Consider the following 18,811-nt stretch of genomic DNA (forward strand, 5'->3'; position numbering starts at 1 on the left):
GCGGGGCCCGGGGCGGAGCCCCGAGTCAAGCCTCGCCGGCGTTTGAGGCGTGGGGCCCGGGGCGGAGCCCCAGTTCTTGAAGCCCGCCGCGGGCGCAACCCTCACGCGTCCCCCTCCAAGTCGCCCTCGAGCTCCAGGTACGTCTGCCGAAGCCGCTCCAGCGTCTCCCCGTCCGGCTCCGCCCACAGCCCCCGCTCCGCCGCCTCCAGCAGCCGCTCCGTAATCCCCCGCAGTGCCCAGGGGTTGGACTTCTGCATGAACTCCCGGTTCTCCGGGTCGAAGACGTACTCCGCCGACAACTTCTCGTACATCCAGTCGTCGACGACACCCGCCGTCGCGTCGTACCCGAACAGGTAGTCCACCGTCGCGGCCATCTCGAACGCGCCCTTGTACCCGTGCCGCCGCATCGCCGCCATCCACCGCGGATTGACCACCCGCGCCCGGAACACCCGGTGCGTCTCCTCGCCCAGCGTGCGCGTCTTCACCTGGTCCGGCACCGCGGAGTCACCCACATACGCCTCGGGCGACTCACCCGTCAGATGCCGCACCATGGCGACCATCCCGCCGTGGTACTGGAAGTAGTCGTCCGCGTCGACCAGATCGTGCTCCCGCGTGTCGACGTTCTTCGCGGCGACCGCGATCCGCCGGAACGCCGTCTCCATGTCCCCGCGCGCCGCCCGCCCTTCGAGCCCCCGCCCGTACGCATAGCCGCCCCACACCGCGTACACCTCGGCGAGGTCGGCGTCCGAGCGCCAGTTGCGGGCGTCGATCAACGGCAGCAGCCCGGCTCCGTACGCTCCCGGCTTCGAGCCGAAGATCCGCGCCGTGGCCCGCCGCCGGTCGCCGTGCGCGGCCGTGTCCTCGTCCGCGTGCGCCCGTACGTAGTTGGCCTCGGCCGGTTCGTCCAGCTCCGCCACCGCCCGTACGGCGTCGTCGATGAGCCCCACCACATGCGGGAAGGCGTCCCGGAAGAAGCCCGAGATCCGCACCGTCACATCGATGCGCGGCCGTCCCAGCTCCTGCGCGGGCACGATCTCGAAGCCCGTCACCCGCCGCGACGCGTCGTCCCAGACCGGCCGGCAGCCCAGCAGCGCCAGGATCTCGGCGATGTCGTCGCCCTGTGTGCGCATCGCCGACGTGCCCCACACCGTCAGTCCCACCGACTTCGGGTACGCGCCCGTGTCCGCCAGATACCGCTCCACCAGCGAGTCGGCGAGCGCCTGGCCGACCTCCCACGACAGCCGGGACGGGATCGCCTTCGGATCGACGGAGTAGAAGTTGCGGCCGGTCGGCAGGACGTTGACCAGCCCGCGGGTCGGCGACCCGGAAGGACCGGCGGGCACATAGCCGCCGTCCAGCGCCCGCAGGATGTTGTCGATCTCGTCGGTCGTACGGGCGAGCCGTGGCACGACCTCCTCGCAGGCGAACCCCAACACGGCCACCGCGTCCGGGAGTTCGACGCCGAGCACATCCCGTACCAGCGCGGCCGCGGCCGAGACGTCCCAGCCCCGCTGCTCCATCCCCTCCGCGAGGCGGCGGCACAGCTGCTCCAGCAGATCGATCGCGTCGGCACCCGTCCGCGCGGGCCCCTCGACCAGCGAGGTCAGCTCCACCGGCACCTTCACCGCCGCGCCAGGCTCGGCGAGCAGCGCCTTCTCCTCGAGGCCGAAGTGCTCGGCGAGAGCCGCCCGCAGCCCCGGCAGGGCGTTCGCCTGGCCGCCCCACACCTGGGACGCGCGCAGCACCGCCAGTACGAGATTGACCCGGGCCTCCGCCTCCGGCCCGCCGCCCAGGACGTGCAGGCCGTCCCTGATCTGGACATCCTTGATCTCGCAGAGGTAGCCGTCGATGTGCATGACGAACTCGTCGAAGTCGCCGTCGTCCGGCTGCTCGTCGACATGCAGGTCGTGGTGGAGCTCGGCTGCCTTCACGAGCGTCCAGATCTGCGCCCGTACGGCCGGGCCCTTGGTCGGATCGAGATCGCTGACGAGCGCGTACTCGTCGAGCAGCTGCTCCAGCTTTGCCAGGTCGCCGTAGGTGTCCGCGCGCGCCATCGGCGGCACCAGATGGTCCACGACCGTGGCGTGGCCGCGGCGCTTGGCCTGGGTGCCCTCGCCGGGGTCGTTGACGATGAACGGGTAGACGAGCGGCAGTTCGCCGAGCACCGCGTCCGGACCGCAGCCCGCCGACAGGCCGAGGCCCTTGCCGGGCAGCCACTCCATCGTGCCGTGCTTGCCCATGTGGACGACCGCATCGGCGCCGAAGGAATGGTCGAGCCACCGGTACGCCGCCAGGTAGTGGTGCGAGGGCGGCATGTCGGGGTCGTGGTAGATCGCGATCGGGTTCTCGCCGAAGCCGCGCGGCGGCTGGATCATCACGACGACATTCCCGAACTGGAGGGAGGCGAGGACGATCTCGTCGCCGTCGACGTAGAGCGAGCCCGGCGGCTCGCCCCAGTGCTCCAGCATGCTGTCGCGCAGCTCCGGGTCGAGCTTGTCGAACCAGGCGCGGTAGTCGGCGAGCGGCACGCGCGCGGGGGCGGCTGCCAGCTGTTCCTCGGTCAGCCACTCCACATCGTGGCCGCCGGCGTTGATGAGCCGGTGAATGAGCTCGTCGCCGTTGTCCGGATGCCCTTCGACGGCGTATCCGGCGTCGCGCAGGGCGTCCAGGACCCGCACCGCGGAGGCGGGCGTGTCGAGGCCGACCGCATTGCCCACCCGCGAGTGCTTCGTCGGATAGGCGGTGAAGACGAGCGCGAGCTTTTTCTCCGCGTTCGGCTTGTGCTTCAACTTCGCGTGGCGTACGGCGATTCCGGCGACGCGCCCGGCCCGCTCGGGGTCGGCGACGTACACCGGCACATCGTCGGGACCCTGCTCCTTGAACGAGAACGGGACCGTGATCAGCCGCCCGTCGAACTCGGGGATCGCCACCTGCATCGCCGCGTCCATCGGGGACAGCGCCGCGTCCGACGCCTCCCAGACGGCCCGCGACGAGGTCAGGCAAAGCCCTTGGAGGACGGGCACGTTCAGCTCGGCGAGCGCCCCGATGTCCCAGGCCTCTTCGTCCCCGCCGGCGCTCGCGTCACTGGCGCGCGTGCCGCCGGCGGCCAGCACGGTGGCGACCAGAGCGTCGGTCTTGCCGAGCAGCTCGTACAGCTGGGGGTCGGCGCCGCGCAGTGAACCGCAGTACACGGGCAGGGCGTTGGCCCCCCGCGCCTCGATCCGGTCGCAGAGGGTGTCGACGAAGGCGGTGTTCCCGGAGAGCTGGTGGGCCCGGTAGAAGAGCACGCCGACACTCGGCCGCCCCTCGATGTACGCGCGCGTGCCGTGCACGCCCCACTCGGGCATCTTCTGCGGCTCCGCGAAGCCCTGGCCGGTCAGCAGCACGGTGTCGGAGAGGAACCGGGCCAGCTCCACCAGGTTGCCGGGGCCGCCCTCGACGAGATAGCGCAGCGCCTCGGCGACCACACCGGCGGGCACGGACGATTCGGCCATCAACTCCGCGTCGGGGACCGCCTCTCCGCCCAGCAGCACGGTCGGGACGCCGGACGCGCGCAGCGCGGCGAGCCCGTCCTCCCAGGCCCGCTTGCCGCCGAGCAGCCGTACGACCGCGACGGACGCGCCCGCGACGAGTGCGGGCAGCTCCTCCTCCACATCGATACGGGTCGGGTTGCCGATCCGGTACGGCGCGCCGGAGGCCCGGGCCGCCAGCAGATCCGTGTCGGCGGTGGACAGCAACAGCACGGTGCTCATACGGGCGCTCCAAGTGTTCCGGGTGCTCCGGGTGGAATGAAGGGAAGTCCTGACGGTGCGCCCGACTCGATGAGCCGCAGCAGCGCATCCGTGTCCGCGTGTTCCTCGATCAGATCGCCGAGTCGGTCCAGCTGCTCCTCGCGCAGCGCGCCGAAACTGGTGTCGGGCGCGGGCACGAAGCGCCGTCCCGCGGCTGCGGCCACCTCGCGCAGGAAGGCGCGCCGGAAGCCGTCGCCCTCCAGCGACCCGTGCCAGTGCGTGCCCCACACGGAGCCGACCCGGCAGCCGTCCAAGAAGGCTTTGCCCCCGAGTACTTCCGCGACGCCGTGGTGGATCTCGTAACCCTCTACGGCTTCGCCGAGCGCCTGACCGACGGGCCTGGCCAGCGTCTTTTCGACGGCGAACCGGACGCGTACGGGCAGCAGGCCGAGGCCTGGGACACGGCCCGCACGTGACTCGACCTCGTCGTCGATGTGCTCACCGAGCAGCTGGAACCCGCCGCAGATGCCCAGTACGGGCCTGCCCTCGGCGGCCCGCCGCTTCAGGACGTCCGCGAGCCCCCGCTCGCGCAGCCACTCCAGGGCGCGCACAGTCCCACGCGTGCCCGGCACGACCACCAGGTCGGCGTCGACGAGCTCCTCGGCCCGGTCCACGAACCGCACGACGACGCCAGGTTCGGCGGCCAGCGCGTCCACGTCCGTGAAGTTCGACATCAGCGGTACGGCGCACACGGCGACGCGTAGCACGTCCTCGCCGACGGGCGGCGCGACCACCGACTCCCGTACCGCGCCGCGCAGGGAAACGCGCAGCCCGTCCTCCTCGTCGATGCCGAGGCCGTGCGCGAAGGGCAGCACTCCGTAGGTGTGCCGTCCGGTCAGCCCGTGCAGCATCTCCAGGCCCGGCTCGAGCAGCGACACATCGCCCCGGAACTTATTGACCAAGTACCCCGCGACCAGCGCCTGGTCCTCCCCGCTGAGCAGCGCCGTCGTACCGAAGAAGGAGGCGAAGACGCCACCGCGGTCGATGTCTCCGACGACCAGCACCGGGAGCCGTGCGGCCCGTGCGATGCCCATGTTCACGATGTCCGTACGCCGCAGATTGATCTCGGCCGGACTGCCCGCGCCCTCGCAGATCACGGCTTCATACGTGCCCCGCAGCTCTTCCAGGCACTCCACGACCGTACTCAGCAGGGCTTCCTGCCGCCCGCCGTGGTAGCCGCGGGCACTCAGCTCGCCCACCGGTTTGCCCATCAGCACGACCTGGCTGGAGCGGTCGCTGCCCGGCTTGAGCAGCACCGGGTTCATCAGGGCGCTCGGCTCCACGCGCGCGGCCTGCGCCTGCATGGCCTGCGCCCGCCCGATCTCCGCGCCCTCGCGCGTCACGAACGAATTGAGCGACATGTTCTGCCCCTTGAAGGGCGCGACCTTCACTCCCTGCCGGACGAGCCACCGGCAGATCCCGGCCGTGACGACGCTCTTGCCCGCATCGGAGGTGGTCCCGGCGACCAGCAGCCCCCCGGCCTTCCGTCTGCTCATCCCCGCCCCTTTCCGGCGCGCCGCACGCGCAGCGCGTGCCCCGCCACGCGGCCCGCAGCGCACGCCGCCAGTGTCAGCCAGCCGACGCGGCGCGAGAGCCGCACGGCACGTTCGATGTCGCCGAACTGCACCGGGCGGCCGGTGCCGTTGAGTACGGGACGGTGCTCGACGCGTCCGCCGTACGAGAGGGTTCCGCCCAGCCGTACGCCGAGCGCCCCCGCGAACGCCGCCTCCACCGGGCCCGCGTTCGGACTCGGATGCTTCTTCGCGTCGTCCCGCCATGCCCGTACGGCTCCGCGCGGGTCCTGGCCGGCGAGCACCGCCAGACCCGCGGTGAGCCGGGCGCCCGGCCATCCGGCCACGTCGTCGAGGCGCGCCGAGGCCCAGCCGAACCGCCCGTATCTGGGCGACTTGTGGCCGACCATCGCGTCCAGCGTGTTGACCGCCCGGAAACCCACCAGACCCGGCACACCCGCGAGAGCTCCCCAGACCAGCGCGCCCACCACCGCGTCAGAGGTGTTCTCGGCAACGGATTCCACGACGGCGCGGGCGATCTGCTGCTCGTCCAGGCTCTGCGGGTCTCGCCCGCACAGATGCGGCAGCCGCTCCCGGGCCACCTCCACGTCCCCGGCGGCCAGCGCGCCTCCGACTGCCCGCGCCTCACGGCCCAGCGATGTGCCGCCGACGACGGCCCAGGTGGCGGCGGCGGTCAGCGCGACGGAGGAGGCGGAGCGGCCCTGGACCCCGCGGGCGAGGAGCGCGGCGGCAGCCGCGGCGCCCCCGGCGCACACGGCGGTGTGCAGCGCGCCCCAGCCACGGTGGTCGCGCCACAGAACGCGCTCGACGGCGCCCGCCGCCCGTCCGAACGCGGCGACCGGATGCCCCCGGCGAGGGTCGCCGAGCAGCAGGTCGCCGACCAGGCCGGCAGTGGCGCCGTAGGCGAAAGTGCGGTCGGCACGCATGGGTTCAGGCCGACGTCTCGCCTGGAATGGCCTTCGTACCCACAGCAGGAACTGAACCGCAGCCGCGCATGGCGATATGTCCTCACTCAGGGTGTCCGCGCCCTGGTTCGACGTGATCGGCGGTGAGAGTTCCTGGCTTCCGGGGGAGTGCTCCCCCCGGTAACAGTGGCGGGACCGCGCCGGATTTGCACCGGCTTCCTCTTCTGCCGCCGTAGATGGCCTCGGCAGTCCACCACGTGCGAGAACGCCCGTCAACTCGCCCTTGACCTGCAGTGGGACAGTGTGCCGAGCCCCACATCGACGGCACGGAAAAAGGCCGGGCCGGTCACCCGAAGGGGTGCCCGGCCCGGCCTTGTGCTGAGTGAGCCGCCGTCAGACGACGATCAGATAGATCCCGTACGTCACGGCCGCCGCGCAGAGCGCGAAGCAGGCGTACGCGCCCGTGCGCGCCAGGACCGCGGAGCCCCCGCCCCCTGCGGCCGCAGACTCCTGCTTGGTCAGGCCCACGACGCCCAGGGTGAACAGACCCACCAGGGCGACGGTGGCGACGAGGCTCACGCCGAAGACGGAACCGAGTGCTGCCCAGTCGATTTTCATGCTGATCTGTCCTTACACCGTGGCCGGCTGCGTCGTCGGCTCGGAGTCGGCCGCGTGGGGCTGAGCCGGGATGGTCGTCTTGAGGTCCTGCGCGGGCGTTCCGGCCGGCGGCGGGCTGACGGCCGCGATGGCGGCGGTCACAACACCGGCGGGCTCGGCGTCGCCGGCCACGTCGTTGACATTGGTGTGGTCGATCACCTGGCGGCGGGAGACGAACCAGATGGCGACGCAGGCGCCGATCAGGAAGGCCGCGACGGCCGCGACACCCCAGTCGCCCTGCTTGGTCACGAACTCCGAGCCCGCGGCGACCAGACCGGCGGCCGGCAGGGTCAGGCCCCAGGCGACGAACATCCGGGTGGCGGTGGACCAGCGGACCACGCCGCCCTTGCGGCCGAGACCCGCGCCCATCACGGCGCCGGAGCAGGAGTGCGTGGTCGACAGCGAGAAGCCGAGGTTCGAGGAGGCGAGGATGACGCTGGCCGCGCTGGTCTGGGCGGCGAAGCCCTGCTGCGGCTGGAGGTCGGTCAGGCCCTTGCCCATGGTGCGGATGATGCGCCAGCCGCCGAGGTACGTGCCCAGCGCGATCGCGAGACCGGCGGAGAGGATGACCCACATCGGAGGGTTGGAGCCGGGGGAGAGCACGCCGCCGGCAACGAGCGCCAGCGTGATGATGCCCATGGTCTTCTGCGCGTCGTTGGTGCCGTGGGCCAGGGAGACGAGGCCCGCCGAGGTGATCTGGCCGGCGCGGTAGCCCTTCGCGGTGGCCTTCGCGTCGGCGTTCCTGCCGATCCTGTACGTCAGCCGGGAGGCCAGGAACGCCGCGATGCCGGCGACCAGCGGGGCGGCGATCGCGGGGATCAGCACCTTGGTGACGACGGTGCCGCCGTTGACTCCGCCGACGCCGACCGAGGCGATGGTGGCGCCGATCAGTCCGCCCATGAGGGCGTGCGATGAGCTGGAGGGCAGGCCGATCAGCCAGGTCATCAGGTTCCACAGGATGGCGCCGACGAGCGCCGCGAATATGACCTCTGGTGTGATGCCGTCCTCGGTGACGATGCCGCTGGAGATCGTCTTGGCGACCTCCACGGACAGGAACGCGCCGACGAGGTTGAGCACGGCGGACATGGCCACCGCCGTCTTGGGTTTCAGAGCGCCGGTCGAGATGGTCGTCGCCATCGCGTTGGCGGTGTCGTGGAAACCGTTCGTGAAATCGAACACGAGCGCTGTCACGATCACAATCGCGAGCAGCAAGGTGATGTGTTCCATTTACCCAGGCAATCGTTTGACGTCAGTGGCCCGGTGAACGTAGTTAACCTGGATGAACGGGAGATGAACTGAGACGGGCGTTGCGGTGTCCTGAAGTGAGGATTCGTGACTCCACCTGTCGGACGGCTCCGGGTCGGCCCGGTGACGGCGCGGGGAGGGTGCGGCATCGACGCCGCGCCGAAGCGAAAAACGGCCCTTTGCGGCGCTTTGTGTGATCTCCGTCACCCGCCTGCCCCTGCGCCGCCGCGGCACCGCCTGACAGGATCGCCGCATGACCGATGAGGTGCGGCAGGACGCGATCGAGCGGGCATGGGAAGACCTCGTGGCCACGGCCCGCAGGACGGCGGCGGAAGGCCTGGTGGTGGGCACATCGGGCAATGTCTCGGCACGGGTCGGCGAGCTCGTCCTGGTCACCCCGAGCGGAGTCCCCTACGACCGGCTCACCCCCGAGGACGCCCTCGCCGTCGATCTCGACGGCAACCAGCTCCTCGGAGAGCTCGCCCCCACCAGCGAGCTCCCGCTCCACCTGGAGGTCTACCGCAACACGAACGCCGGCGCCGTGGTCCACACCCACGCCGTCCACGCCACCGCCGTCTCCACTCTCGTCCCCGAGCTCCCGCCCATCCACTACATGGCCGCGGCCCTCGGCGGCACCGTCCGTGTCGCGCGGTACGCCCTGTACGGAACCGACGAACTGGCCGCGAACATGCTCCACGCCCTGCGCGAGCGCACCGCCTGCCTCCTGCAGAACCACGGCACCGTCGCCTACGGCGACTCCCTCGACCAGGCATACGACCGCACCGCCCAGCTGGAGTGGATGTGCCGCCTCTGGCTGGCCGCGGCATCGCTGCCCGGGCACACGCCCAGCCTGCTCTCCGGCTCCCAGCTGCGCGAGGCCGCGGAGAAGCTCCAGAGGTACGGCCAGCCCCGCTGACACCATCTGCGATCGCCGCCCACTGGCAGCGAGGCGTGCTGATGCCGACACTGGAACGGTGCGCCCGGCTACAGCGACGGCAGCGGCCGTCACCACCCTGATAGGTCTCGGCGCGGCCGCGATCGCGGTCGGCCGCTACGCAAGCGATGCCGCGCTCAAAGCGCAGCCAGGGCGGCCGCTGCCCGGCGAGCCCCGGCCCACCGTGCACGCCACGGCCGACGGCCAGGTGACCCTGACCCGCAGCCTCGCCACACAGCGCCCCGGCACGTACGCACTCCACAGCGAGGACGTCCACGCGGTCGTCGGCCCCGTGCTCGACGGGGTGTCGCACCCCGTCGACACCGTCGTACGCCGCCTGGAGCGGGTCAGCCGCGGCAGCCTGCAGCCCGGCAGCCGGGTGCGGCTCACCCCGCAGGTGCACAGTGGCGACCCGTCGAGCGCGCTCGGCCTCGCCCACCGCGATGTCGGCATCCCCGGCGAACTCGGCACGCTGCCCGCCTGGTTCGTGCCGGGCCCGCGGGAGACGTGGGTGATCACCGTGCACGGCCTGGGCGCGACCCGGGAGCACCCGCTGAATCTCCTGCCGTTCCTGCATGCCCAGCGGTTCCCCGTCCTCGACATCGCCTACCGAGGGGACCAGGGCGCCCCCAGACCCCCCGACGGGCTCGGCCACCTCGGCGACTCCGAGTGGCGCGACCTGGACGCGGCCATCCGCTTCGCGGTGCGCCACGGCGCCGAGCACATCGTCCTGCACGGCTGGTCCACCGGCGCGTCGATGGCCCTGCACGCCGCCGCCAACTCCGCGCTGCGCGACCGGATCAGCGGGCTCGTCCTGGACTCCCCGGTACTCGACTGGGAGGCCACCCTGCGCAATCTGGCCGCCCGCCGGACCCCCGCGGCCCTGTTGCCGCTGGCCGTCAGGGCGGCGCAGGGCAGGACCGGACTGCACGGCGACCGGCTGCTCAACGTCTCGGACCCGAAGTCCCTGCGCGTGCCGACGCTGATCTTCCACGGCCCGGACGACACGCTCGCCCCCTGGCAGCGGTCGCGTGAACTGGCCACCCGCCGCCCCGAACTGATCAGCCTGCACACGGTCCAGCACGCCCCGCACGCCGCCATGTGGAACGCCGACCCGGCACGCTACGAAGAAGCCCTCCGCCGCTTCCTCACTCCCTTGATGTAGCCCTGACGAGGTCCTGACGAGGTCCTGACGCCGTCCGGCGCAGCCCCGGCGAGACGGCCGCACAGCTCGGCCGACCAGGTTCCGTTTGGGCTTTCGGGCCGTCAGCGGGAAGACTGCTCCTCGTGACGTCCCGAAAGCCTGATGAGCAATTGGCGCGCAACTCCAGACTCCGTCTTGTCCGCCCGCAATCGCTGGCCACCGCACGGCGGGCGGTGACGACCCGGCGTACCCGGCCGGCCCCCCGGCCTCCCGAGGGCACTCCCGCTCCCTCGGAACTGGCCCGCCAGGCGAGGGCGGTCCTCGCCGACGCCGTACGGATCGCCCGCTGGGCGGCCGTCGAGCGGGACCCCAGCACCACCCAGCTCACCGAGCGGGCACAGCAACGGGCAGCCACCGCACTGGAGTTGACCCCGCTCCAGGTGCGGGCAGGCTGGGACCGGGCCCGCCTCGCCGGCCTGGTCGAGCTGCACGGCGACACCGCACGCCCCGGCTGGCGGCTGCGCGCCTGGGACCGCGACGACATGGCCGTACTGCGCGGCTGGGTCGCCCTCTTCGACGCCTGGTCGCTGGTCCACCCCGCCCCCGACGACGTCGCCCCCACCGCGGTCGCCGAGGTAGTCGAGGCCGTGCCCCAGGTGCTCTCCCTCCTTCAGCTCTCGGCCGGGCCCGTGCTCGTACCGCTCCTGCTGGACCTGTTGCAGCAGCGCGTCGCGGAACTGCGCGAGGAGCGCTGCGAAGTGCCGTACGGTCCGCAGTCCGACCTGCCGGAGGCCGGGCAGGACATCCCTGTCTCCGCGCTTCTCGACTGGGCCCTTCAGGGACTGTCCGCCGTCGGCGCGCTGACTCTCGACAAGGGCCGGTCCGCCACCCTCACCCCCCTCGGCAACTGGGCGGTCTGGGTCAAGCTCGAGCAGATCTGCGTCGCCGCCCAGAGCCCCGCGGGCAACATCGAGCAGTCCGCCGAGGACATGCTGCGCGGCTGCGCCCGCCTCACCCCGGGCCCGGCCCGCGCCGAGTACCGCGCCTGGCTCGCCGCCCGCACCGTCTCCAGCGCCGTCACCGAACTCCTCGCCGTCGCCCGCGGCGAGGACGCCCTGCTGCGCGGGCTCGCCTTCGAGGCGCTGCGCGTCGTCGGCGCCCCCGCGGAGGCCGAGGTCCGCGCCGCCGCCGACGAGTCCTCGCTGCGCCCCTACGTCCTGCTGTGGCTCGCCGAGTACGAAGGCGCGGACCCCGAGGACGCCGCGGACGTCCTCACCCGCGAGGAGGCGACCTGGCTCTGGGTGGACACGGCGGCGGCCGTCGCCGACCACGGGGAGCCCCAGCTGCTGCTGCGTCATCTCGACTCCGCGGTGCAGGGCACGGTCCCGGCGCTGCTCGAAGAGGTCCGTGCCGGGGGCCACCCCCGCACCGTCCAGGTCCTGGTCGCCCTGGCGGCCGCGCACCCGGACCCGGCTCTGGCCAAGGCCGTACGCAGGGCGGCGTTCCAGGTGCACACCGGAGACGCCTAGTCCGGCGACTGGTCCCGCGGACGGTGAGCCGGCTTTTCCTCAATCCCCGGACGGGCTTGAAATCAAGCCCGTCCGGGGATTGAGGACAACGCGCCGGGCGCGAGGGAGGCTAAGACCCCTGCGCCCCTGGTGTGTACGTGCCGAAGCTCCACACATTGCCCTCGATGTCACGCGCCATGTATTCGCGCGCACCGTAGTCCTGGTCGGTCGGCGGCATCACGATGTCCGCCCCGCGCTCCACCGCCCTGCCGTGGTGTGCGTCCACATCGTCGACATGAACGAACACCCCCACCGGACCGGCGCCCTTCATCAGCTTGTCGAACTCGCTGCCGGTGCCCTTGCTGCCCAGCATCACCATGCCGTTGCCGAAAGTCAGCTCGGCGTGGACGACCGCGCCCACCTCGTCCTCGTACACCGCGTGCTCGGCGAAGCCGAAGGCCTCGGCGAGTTGTTTGATCGCAGCCTTCGCGTCCGCGTACAGCAGCGTCGGACAGATGCTTGGGGACTCCGACATCTCGATCACTCCTTCATGCTCGACGGTGGTATGTGATCTGCGTCTCAGTCTCGCAGCCGCCACTGACACTCAGCGGAAGGCGTTGCGCCGGGCCACGCCGGGGCCGAGCCCGAATGCAGCCGGGAAGGCGGCGCAAAACAACTTGCACGGCCCGGCTAGACTGGCCGGTATGGCAATTCTCCTTGCGCATTAGACGGCGTCGAAGCTCCTACGCCCGTCCCTTCCGCCGTCCATACCGCTCTGGAGTCTTTCCGTGATCACCACTTCCGGCGTCGAGCTGCGCGCCGGCGCCCGCGTCCTCATCGAGTCCGCTTCCTTCCGTATCGCCAAAGGCGACCGCATCGGGCTGGTAGGCCGCAATGGAGCGGGCAAGACCACCCTCACCAAATGCCTTGCGGGCGAAGGCATCCCCGCCGCCGGCACCATCACCCGATCCGGCGAGGTCGGCTACCTCCCGCAGGACCCGCGCACCGGCGACCTCGACATACTCGCCAGCGACCGGATCCTTTCCGCCCGCGACCTCGACTCCGTACTGAAGAAGATGCGCGAGAACGAGGACCGGATGGCGAACGGCAAGGGCGCCACCCGCGAGAAGGCGATGAAGAAGTACGAGCGCCTGGAGACGGAGTTCCTCACCAAGGGCGGTTACGCCGCCGAGGCCGAGGCCGCCACCATCGCCGCCGCGCTCGGCCTGCCCGACCGGGTACTCGGCCAGCCGCTGCATACGCTCTCCGGCGGTCAGCGCCGCCGCGTCGAGCTCGCCCGCATCCTCTTCTCGGACGCCGACACCCTGCTCCTCGACGAGCCGACCAACCACCTCGACGCCGACTCGATCGTCTGGCTGCGCGACTACCTCAGGACCTACCGCGGCGGCTTCATCGTCATCTCCCACGACGTCGACCTCGTCGAGACGGTCGTCAACAAGGTCTTCTACCTCGACGCCAACCGCTCCACGATCGACATCTACAACATGGGCTGGAAGCTCTACCAGCAGCAGCGCGAGGCCGACGAGAAGCGACGCAAGCGCGAGCGGCAGAACGCCGAGAAGAAGGCCGCCGCCCTCAACTCGCAGGCCGACAAGATGCGGGCCAAGGCCACCAAGACCGTGGCCGCGCAGAACATGGCCAAGCGGGCCGAGCGGCTGCTCGCCGGTCTCGAAGAGGTCCGGGCCTCCGACAAGGTCGCCAAGCTGCGCTTCCCGGAGCCCGCGCCCTGCGGGAAGACCCCGCTGACCGCGGAGGGCCTGTCCAAGTCGTACGGCTCACTCGAGATTTTCACCGACGTGGACCTCGCCATCGACAAGGGCTCCCGAGTCGTCATCCTCGGCCTGAACGGAGCGGGCAAGACGACCCTGCTGCGGCTGCTGGCCGGAGTGGAGACACCGGACACCGGGGCGGTCACCCCGGGCCACGGCCTCAAGCTCGGCTACTACGCCCAGGAGCACGAGACCCTCGACCCGGACCGCACGGTCCTGGAGAACATGCGCTCCTCCGCGCCCGACCTCGATCTCGTTCAGGTGCGCAAGACGCTCGGCTCGTTCCTGTTCTCCGGCGACGACGTCGACAAGCCGGCCGGGGTCCTCTCCGGCGGTGAGAAGACCCGCCTCGCCCTGGCCACGCTGGTCGTCTCGTCCGCGAATGTCCTGCTTCTCGACGAGCCGACCAACAACCTCGACCCTGCCAGCCGCGAGGAGATCCTCGGCGCGCTGCGCACCTACAAGGGCGCGGTCATCCTCGTCACGCACGACGAGGGAGCGGTCGAGGCGCTCGAGCCGGAGCGCATCATCCTGCTGCCGGACGGGGTCGAGGACCTGTGGGGCGCGGACTACGCGGACCTGGTGGCGCTCGCCTGACCCGGCTCGTTCCGGACTTTCCGGTCCGGTTCTGCGCTGATCCACTCCGTATGGATCATTCGGCCTACGGGTGATCCATCATCTGAGTGAGTGCGTCTCGTACCACGGCGTGGCGGCGAGCGGATCCTCTCCGTCCGGTGTCATGCCGTGCCTGTCTCCCCGGCGCGTCGCTGACCTGCTACTTCTGGCGGGAACCCGCTCGGACGTGCGCGCACGGGCGCCCGGAATGGGAAATTCCGGTCGTGGCGGCCGACTGGTTCATGGCAAAGCTTGTCGCACGGACCTTGCCGAATGGGTGGCCAGGAAGCCCTCAAGGGGTGATCATGAGAGTCCAGAGCGCACTTCCCATGAGGAGGCACGGGTGGCCGAGACTCTGAAGAAGGGCAGCCGGGTTACCGGCGCCGCGCGCGACAAGCTCGCGGCAGACCTGAAGAAGAAGTACGACTCCGGTGCGAGCATCCGGGCGTTGGCCGAAGAGACCGGCCGCTCCTACGGATTCGTCCACCGGATGCTCAGCGAGTCCGGAGTCACGCTGCGGGGACGCGGCGGAGCGACGCGAGGCAAGAAGGCCGCTACGGCCTGACGGCCGGGCTCCTTCGGTCCACCGGTTTTCACGGTGGCCACCCGGCCGGTCGCTCGGTCGGCCGGGTGGTTACTGTGCAGTCACTTATTTTGGTCTGTACTGACTGCACCCGAACCGGAGGCGCCCCATGACTTCGCTCGACTCTGTGCTCGACAAGGACGGCGTACGGCTCACCGTCGAGGACGCGGTTGCCACGGTAACCCTGACCAACCCGGACAAGCGCAACGCCCAATCTCCCGCTCTGTGGCGGGCGTTGGCGCAGGCGGGTCGGTCGCTGCCGGGCAATGTGCGGGTCGTGGTGCTGCGCGGTGAGGGCAAGTCCTTCTCCGCCGGTCTCGACCGGCAGGCGTTCACGCCCGAGGGCTTCGACGGCGAGCCGTCCTTCCTCGACCTCGCACGCGGCTCCAACGAGGAGCTCGATGCGGTCATCGCCGAGTACCAGGAAGCCTTCACCTGTTGGCGCCGCAGTGACATCGTCACGATCGCGGCCGTCCAGGGTCATGCGATCGGTGCCGGATTCCAGCTCGCCCTCGCCTGCGACCTCCGGGTCGTTGCGCAGGACGTGCAGTTCGCCATGCGCGAGACCAGCCTCGGGCTCGTCCCCGACCTCACCGGCACGCACCCGCTGGTGTCGCTCGTCGGCTACGCCCGCGCGCTGGAGATCTGCGCGACGGGCCGCTTCGTGCACGCCGAGGAGGCCGAACGCACCGGCCTCGCCAACCTCGTCGTGCCCGCAGACGAACTCGACAGTGCGGTCCGGGACTTGGCGGGCGCCCTGCTCGCGGCGCCGCGGGACGCGGTCATCGAGACGAAGGCGCTGCTGCAGGGTGTGAGCCGGCGTTCGTACGAGGAGCAGCGCACCGCGGAGCGGGCGGCGCAGGCGCGTCGGCTGCGCGACCTCGCGGGCATCGGAGACTGATCCCTGCCGTCTGGCCGGCTCCCTCCGTTTCGCCCTTCAGACCGATACCGAGACCGAGCTGACCAGTACAGCCACCGGGCGGCCGTCCGCGAGCGCCGTAGTCACCGCCTCGCGGACCGCCCGGACCACCTCCAGCGGGCGGTGGCCGCTCGCCGTCGCCACCTCGACGCGCACATGGTCGGGCGCGAGATGCACCGCCGTGCCCAGGGTGGCCGTCAGATGCGCGACTCCCGGGACCCGGGACGCCGCCGTGCCCGCCGGTTCCGTGGGGGCGGCGGCCCGTACCTCGGTTGGGGGAGTGGGGGCGAGGGTTTCCGGGGCGGCGTCCAGCAGCTCCGTCGCCCGTAGATCCACCTCCACGACCTCCAGGTCCAGCAGCTGCGCCGCGGCCGTGAACAGCGCGGTGCGCAGCGCGGACGCGGTGACGGGCAGTGGGTCCCGCGCCACGGCCGCGAAATCCGCCTCAATCCGCAGCGGCCCCGGCGGCAGCGCGCTCGGCGGGGCAGGCACGGCGGGAGCAGTCGCCGCGCCGGGATCCACCAGCGCCAGCCTGAGCCGGCCGGGAGCGACCCCCGGCACCTCGGCCGCCGCACGCCTCAGCACCGCCTCGGCCGCCCGCTCGGCCAGCCAGGCCCCGTCCGCCGCTCCGCCCAGCGGAAGCAGCCTGCCGAGCCCCAGCCGTCGCCTTACCGCATCAGCAGTGGTCATTGCTCCAGCCTGCCGCATCTACGGCGCAAGACCGGGCAAGGGCACTTAATGTGGGCAGCGGAGTCCCCCACCCCCACAAAGGGGGCCCCACCGCCCGGAAAGGGAGTCCCCCACCGCCCGGAAAGGACGCACGGCCATGACCGACACCGCTCAGCGAAACCGTCCCGAGAACCCTGGCGGCGAGCCGTCCGGCTCGGGCGAGGCGCCCCGGAGGACCTCAGTGACCAAGCGCGGGGGCGGCGATCCCGCGTCGCGTGGGCGTACCACCATCGCCGACGGGGTGGTCGAGAAGATCGCCGGGCTCGCCGCCCGCGATGTGCTCGGCGTCCACGCGATGGGCAGCGGCCTCTCCCGCACCTTCGGCGCGGTCCGCGACCGGGTTCCCGGCAGCAGCAAGTCCACTGCCACCCGCGGGGTGAAGGCCGAGGTCGGCGAGGTGCAGACGGCCCTCGACCTGGAGATCGTCATCGACTACGGCGTCTCCATCGCCGATGTCGCCCGCGCCGTCCGCGAGAACGTCATCTCCGCGGTGGAACGTATGACAGGACTCGAGGTCGTCGAGGTCAATATCGCGGTCAGCGATGTGAAGCTGCCCGATGAGGAAGAGGACGAGGCGGAGCCGCGTCTCCAGTAGAGGAGCCCACGATGAGCATGGCGGTGGTCGGCATGTTGGCCGGCATGGCGCTCGCCTTCGCCGGATACTTCGGCGGATTCGGTGCCTTTCTGCTGGTCGCCGCATTGGGGGCGGTCGGCTTTGTGGCGGGCCGGATCCTCGACGGCGACATCGAACTCGGCGACTTCTTCCACGGTCGCGATCGCGGCGACCGGCGGCGGTGACACGCCGTGGCCGCGGGGGGTACCCCCACCAGAGACAGGGGGAGCGTCGCAGCCGCCGAGCGTGGGGCCACCGCGATCGCCGACCGGGTGGTGGCGAAGATCGCCGCGCAGGCGGCGCGGGAGGCGCTCGACCACGTGCCGGAGGGCGGCGTGCCGCCCCGTGCCACGGTCACGGTGCACCATGACGCCGCCCGGGTGCGGGTCAGCCTGGAGCTGGACTACCCCTCCGACATCGGCGGTCAGTGCGGTGCCGTGCGTCACCGAGTCGCCGAGCGGGTAAAGGCGTTGGCGGGGATGGATGTGCCCGAGGTGGCCGTGCAGGTCGAACGGCTGCACTCGGTGCACTCGCGCAGGGCGGCACAGGGGAGGATCCGATGAGCGAGCCCGTACGGCCCGTACTCGATCTGGACCAGTCGGCGTCGGCCGCGGCGTACGAGCCGCCTGCGGCGTCGGGTGACGGCGACGGCGGCAAGGCCGGACGCTTCTGGTCCGCGCGCCGGGTGCCTGCCGGGCTGCTGGCCCTGGTGGTACTCGGCGGCGCGGGGCTGCTGCTGTACGACATCGCGGCGGTACGGGCCGACCGCCCCGCCATGCAGTGGCGCAAGGCTCTCGCGAGCGACCTCGCGACGTGGCAGGTGGACGAGCTGGGGGTGCTGGGGGCCGCGGTGGCCGCGATGGTGGTCGGCGTCTGCCTGATCGTCATCGCCGTTACGCCCGGACTGCGTGCGCTGCTGCCGATGCGCCGCGACATCGCGTCCGTACGAGCGGGACTCGACCGGGAGGCCGCGGCGCTGGTGCTGCGGGACCGGGCGATGGAGGTGGCCGGGGTGCAGTCCGCGCGCGTACGGATGGGGCGTACGAAGGTCTCGGCGCGGGCGCTGTCCCACTTCCGCGAACTCGACGACGTACGCGCGGACCTGGACGCAGCGCTGGGCGCAGGCATTAAGGAACTCGGCCTCGCCAGGCCGCCCGCCCTGACCGTGCACGTCAGCCGGCCGCCGGCGAAGAAGGGGTGAGGCCGGATGCTTCGGGTGATCAATCGCGTACTGCTCGGCCTCGCCGGGCTGGTGCTGCTGTGCGTGGGCGGCGCGGTGCTCGCCGCGGGTGCGGGGTGGCCGGTGCCGTCCTGGTGGCCGTGGGAAGGGCAGAGCGATGTGCTGCTGAGCGAGGCGGACCGCGACCGCTGGCGCGACGAGGGCTGGTGGTGGCCCGCGGTCATCGCGGGGCTCGCGGTGGTGGTGCTCCTGGCGCTGTGGTGGCTGATCGCCCAACTCCGGCGCCCCCGGCTGGCGGAGATCCTCGTCGACAGCGGTGACGGCGAGGGCGCGCTGCTGCGGGGCCGAGCGCTGGAGGGCGTGCTGGAGAGCGAGGCGGAATCCCTGGACGGTGTGTCCCGCGTGCATGTGACGCTGACGGGCCGCCGCAGCGCGCCCGAGGCACGGGTGAGTCTGCTCCTTGAGCCGTACGCGTCGCCCGGTGAGACGCTGACGCGTCTCACCGAGGAGGCGGTGGGGCACGCGCGAGACTCGGCGGGCCTGGCGGTGCTGCCGGCGGAGGTCCGCCTGCGGGCGGCGAAGCACCGGGCGCAGCGGGTGAGTTGAGGGGGCGCGGGGCTCCGCCCCGGACCCCTGGGGTGAGGGGTGGGGGTTGCGTGACACCCC

At 71.6% G+C, this 18,811-nt stretch carries 18 protein-coding genes and 1 riboswitch; of the genes, 11 read left to right on the forward strand and 7 right to left on the reverse strand.

Annotated features, from left to right (window positions below; translation table 11 throughout):
- Nucleotides 1-101: 101 nt before the first annotated feature.
- The 5 genes from cobN to ACH492_RS19860 form a co-directional block, all read right to left on the reverse strand.
- Entirely contained in the window at nt 102-3,752 is a 3,651-nt protein-coding gene (gene cobN / locus ACH492_RS19840; RefSeq protein WP_398988230.1) for a cobaltochelatase subunit CobN, read from the reverse strand.
- Nucleotides 3,749-5,287, reverse strand: coding sequence for a cobyric acid synthase (locus ACH492_RS19845; protein ID WP_398988232.1), 1,539 nt, complete (start codon nt 5,285-5,287; stop codon nt 3,749-3,751). Before ACH492_RS19845 ends, cobN begins: the two co-directional genes overlap by 4 nt.
- Nucleotides 5,284-6,249 (reverse strand): cobalamin biosynthesis protein, encoded by a 966-nt coding sequence (locus ACH492_RS19850; protein ID WP_398988234.1) that lies wholly within the window; start codon nt 6,247-6,249, stop codon nt 5,284-5,286. Before ACH492_RS19850 ends, ACH492_RS19845 begins: the two co-directional genes overlap by 4 nt.
- Before the next feature lie 105 nt (nt 6,250-6,354).
- Nucleotides 6,355-6,499, reverse strand: a riboswitch (cobalamin riboswitch).
- A 122-nt stretch (nt 6,500-6,621) separates the two neighbouring features.
- Nucleotides 6,622-6,846: a hypothetical protein gene (locus ACH492_RS19855; protein WP_398988236.1), complete on the reverse strand. Its 225-nt coding sequence runs from the start codon at nt 6,844-6,846 to the stop codon at nt 6,622-6,624.
- Nucleotides 6,847-6,858: 12 nt separating this feature from the next.
- Nucleotides 6,859-8,112, reverse strand: a complete 1,254-nt coding sequence (locus tag ACH492_RS19860; protein WP_398988238.1) for an anion permease — start codon at nt 8,110-8,112, stop codon at nt 6,859-6,861.
- 271 nt (nt 8,113-8,383) lie between these two features.
- On the opposite strand from ACH492_RS19860, the gene ACH492_RS19865 reads away from it, so the two are divergent.
- From ACH492_RS19865 to ACH492_RS19875, 3 genes are all read left to right on the forward strand, one after another.
- On the forward strand, nt 8,384-9,046 hold the full coding sequence (locus ACH492_RS19865) for a class II aldolase/adducin family protein (RefSeq protein ID WP_398988240.1): 663 nt from the start codon (nt 8,384-8,386) through the stop codon (nt 9,044-9,046).
- Nucleotides 9,047-9,104: 58 nt separating this feature from the next.
- Nucleotides 9,105-10,229, forward strand: a complete 1,125-nt coding sequence (locus ACH492_RS19870) for an alpha/beta hydrolase (protein WP_398988242.1) — start codon at nt 9,105-9,107, stop codon at nt 10,227-10,229.
- A 122-nt stretch (nt 10,230-10,351) separates the two neighbouring features.
- A complete protein-coding gene (locus tag ACH492_RS19875) occupies nt 10,352-11,737 on the forward strand; it encodes a hypothetical protein (RefSeq protein ID WP_398988244.1) in 1,386 nt (461 codons plus the stop codon).
- A 109-nt stretch (nt 11,738-11,846) separates the two neighbouring features.
- On the opposite strand, the gene ACH492_RS19880 is transcribed toward ACH492_RS19875, so the two are convergent.
- A complete protein-coding gene (locus ACH492_RS19880) occupies nt 11,847-12,251 on the reverse strand; it encodes a VOC family protein (RefSeq protein WP_398988246.1) in 405 nt (134 codons plus the stop codon).
- A gap of 253 nt (nt 12,252-12,504) precedes the next feature.
- On the opposite strand from ACH492_RS19880, the gene ACH492_RS19885 reads away from it, so the two are divergent.
- The 3 genes from ACH492_RS19885 (at nt 12,505) to ACH492_RS19895 (ending at nt 15,605) form a co-directional block, all read left to right on the forward strand.
- Nucleotides 12,505-14,103, forward strand: coding sequence for an ABC-F family ATP-binding cassette domain-containing protein (locus ACH492_RS19885; RefSeq protein WP_398988248.1), 1,599 nt, complete (start codon nt 12,505-12,507; stop codon nt 14,101-14,103).
- Between the two features lie 361 nt (nt 14,104-14,464).
- A complete protein-coding gene (locus ACH492_RS19890) occupies nt 14,465-14,686 on the forward strand; it encodes a helix-turn-helix domain-containing protein (RefSeq protein WP_018518904.1) in 222 nt (73 codons plus the stop codon).
- 127 nt (nt 14,687-14,813) lie between these two features.
- Entirely contained in the window at nt 14,814-15,605 is a 792-nt protein-coding gene (locus tag ACH492_RS19895; protein WP_398988250.1) for an enoyl-CoA hydratase/isomerase family protein, read from the forward strand.
- 36 nt (nt 15,606-15,641) lie between these two features.
- Here ACH492_RS19895 and ACH492_RS19900 read toward each other — a convergent pair whose 3' ends face one another.
- Complete coding sequence (locus tag ACH492_RS19900) at nt 15,642-16,313, reverse strand: hypothetical protein (RefSeq protein ID WP_398988252.1); 672 nt, start codon at nt 16,311-16,313, stop codon at nt 15,642-15,644.
- 136 nt (nt 16,314-16,449) lie between these two features.
- On the opposite strand from ACH492_RS19900, the gene ACH492_RS19905 reads away from it, so the two are divergent.
- The 5 genes from ACH492_RS19905 to amaP are packed head-to-tail and all read left to right on the forward strand — an operon-like array spanning nt 16,450 to nt 18,751.
- A complete protein-coding gene (locus ACH492_RS19905; protein WP_398988254.1) occupies nt 16,450-16,947 on the forward strand; it encodes an Asp23/Gls24 family envelope stress response protein in 498 nt (165 codons plus the stop codon).
- An 11-nt stretch (nt 16,948-16,958) separates the two neighbouring features.
- The gene (locus ACH492_RS19910) at nt 16,959-17,150 is read left to right on the forward strand and encodes a hypothetical protein (RefSeq protein ID WP_307664283.1); all 192 of its coding nucleotides are present in this window, start codon (nt 16,959-16,961) and stop codon (nt 17,148-17,150) included.
- 6 nt (nt 17,151-17,156) lie between these two features.
- Nucleotides 17,157-17,528: a hypothetical protein gene (locus tag ACH492_RS19915; RefSeq protein ID WP_398988256.1), complete on the forward strand. Its 372-nt coding sequence runs from the start codon at nt 17,157-17,159 to the stop codon at nt 17,526-17,528.
- On the forward strand, nt 17,525-18,166 hold the full coding sequence (locus tag ACH492_RS19920) for a DUF6286 domain-containing protein (protein WP_398988258.1): 642 nt from the start codon (nt 17,525-17,527) through the stop codon (nt 18,164-18,166). The genes ACH492_RS19915 and ACH492_RS19920 overlap by 4 nt, the downstream gene beginning before the upstream one ends.
- Nucleotides 18,167-18,172: 6 nt before the next feature.
- Entirely contained in the window at nt 18,173-18,751 is a 579-nt protein-coding gene (gene amaP / locus ACH492_RS19925; protein ID WP_398988260.1) for an alkaline shock response membrane anchor protein AmaP, read from the forward strand.
- The last annotated feature ends 60 nt before the right edge of the window (nt 18,752-18,811 follow it).

It is taken from the genome of Streptomyces sp. NPDC019443 (genome assembly GCF_044389785.1).
Classification (GTDB): domain Bacteria; phylum Actinomycetota; class Actinomycetes; order Streptomycetales; family Streptomycetaceae; genus Streptomyces.

Coding starts and splice junctions, on each gene's coding strand:
- ACH492_RS19900 (WP_398988252.1), bottom strand. CDS start 16,313: ATGACCACTGCTGATGCGGTAAGGCGACGGCTGGGGCTCGGCAGGCTG.
- ACH492_RS19865 (WP_398988240.1), top strand. CDS start 8,384: ATGACCGATGAGGTGCGGCAGGACGCGATCGAGCGGGCATGGGAAGAC.
- ACH492_RS19860 (WP_398988238.1), bottom strand. CDS start 8,112: ATGGAACACATCACCTTGCTGCTCGCGATTGTGATCGTGACAGCGCTC.
- ACH492_RS19845 (WP_398988232.1), bottom strand. CDS start 5,287: ATGAGCAGACGGAAGGCCGGGGGGCTGCTGGTCGCCGGGACCACCTCC.
- ACH492_RS19895 (WP_398988250.1), top strand. CDS start 14,814: ATGACTTCGCTCGACTCTGTGCTCGACAAGGACGGCGTACGGCTCACC.
- ACH492_RS19850 (WP_398988234.1), bottom strand. CDS start 6,249: ATGCGTGCCGACCGCACTTTCGCCTACGGCGCCACTGCCGGCCTGGTC.
- ACH492_RS19880 (WP_398988246.1), bottom strand. CDS start 12,251: ATGTCGGAGTCCCCAAGCATCTGTCCGACGCTGCTGTACGCGGACGCG.
- ACH492_RS19910 (WP_307664283.1), top strand. CDS start 16,959: ATGAGCATGGCGGTGGTCGGCATGTTGGCCGGCATGGCGCTCGCCTTC.
- ACH492_RS19920 (WP_398988258.1), top strand. CDS start 17,525: ATGAGCGAGCCCGTACGGCCCGTACTCGATCTGGACCAGTCGGCGTCG.
- ACH492_RS19905 (WP_398988254.1), top strand. CDS start 16,450: ATGACCGACACCGCTCAGCGAAACCGTCCCGAGAACCCTGGCGGCGAG.
- cobN (WP_398988230.1), bottom strand. CDS start 3,752: ATGAGCACCGTGCTGTTGCTGTCCACCGCCGACACGGATCTGCTGGCG.
- amaP (WP_398988260.1), top strand. CDS start 18,173: ATGCTTCGGGTGATCAATCGCGTACTGCTCGGCCTCGCCGGGCTGGTG.
- ACH492_RS19855 (WP_398988236.1), bottom strand. CDS start 6,846: ATGAAAATCGACTGGGCAGCACTCGGTTCCGTCTTCGGCGTGAGCCTC.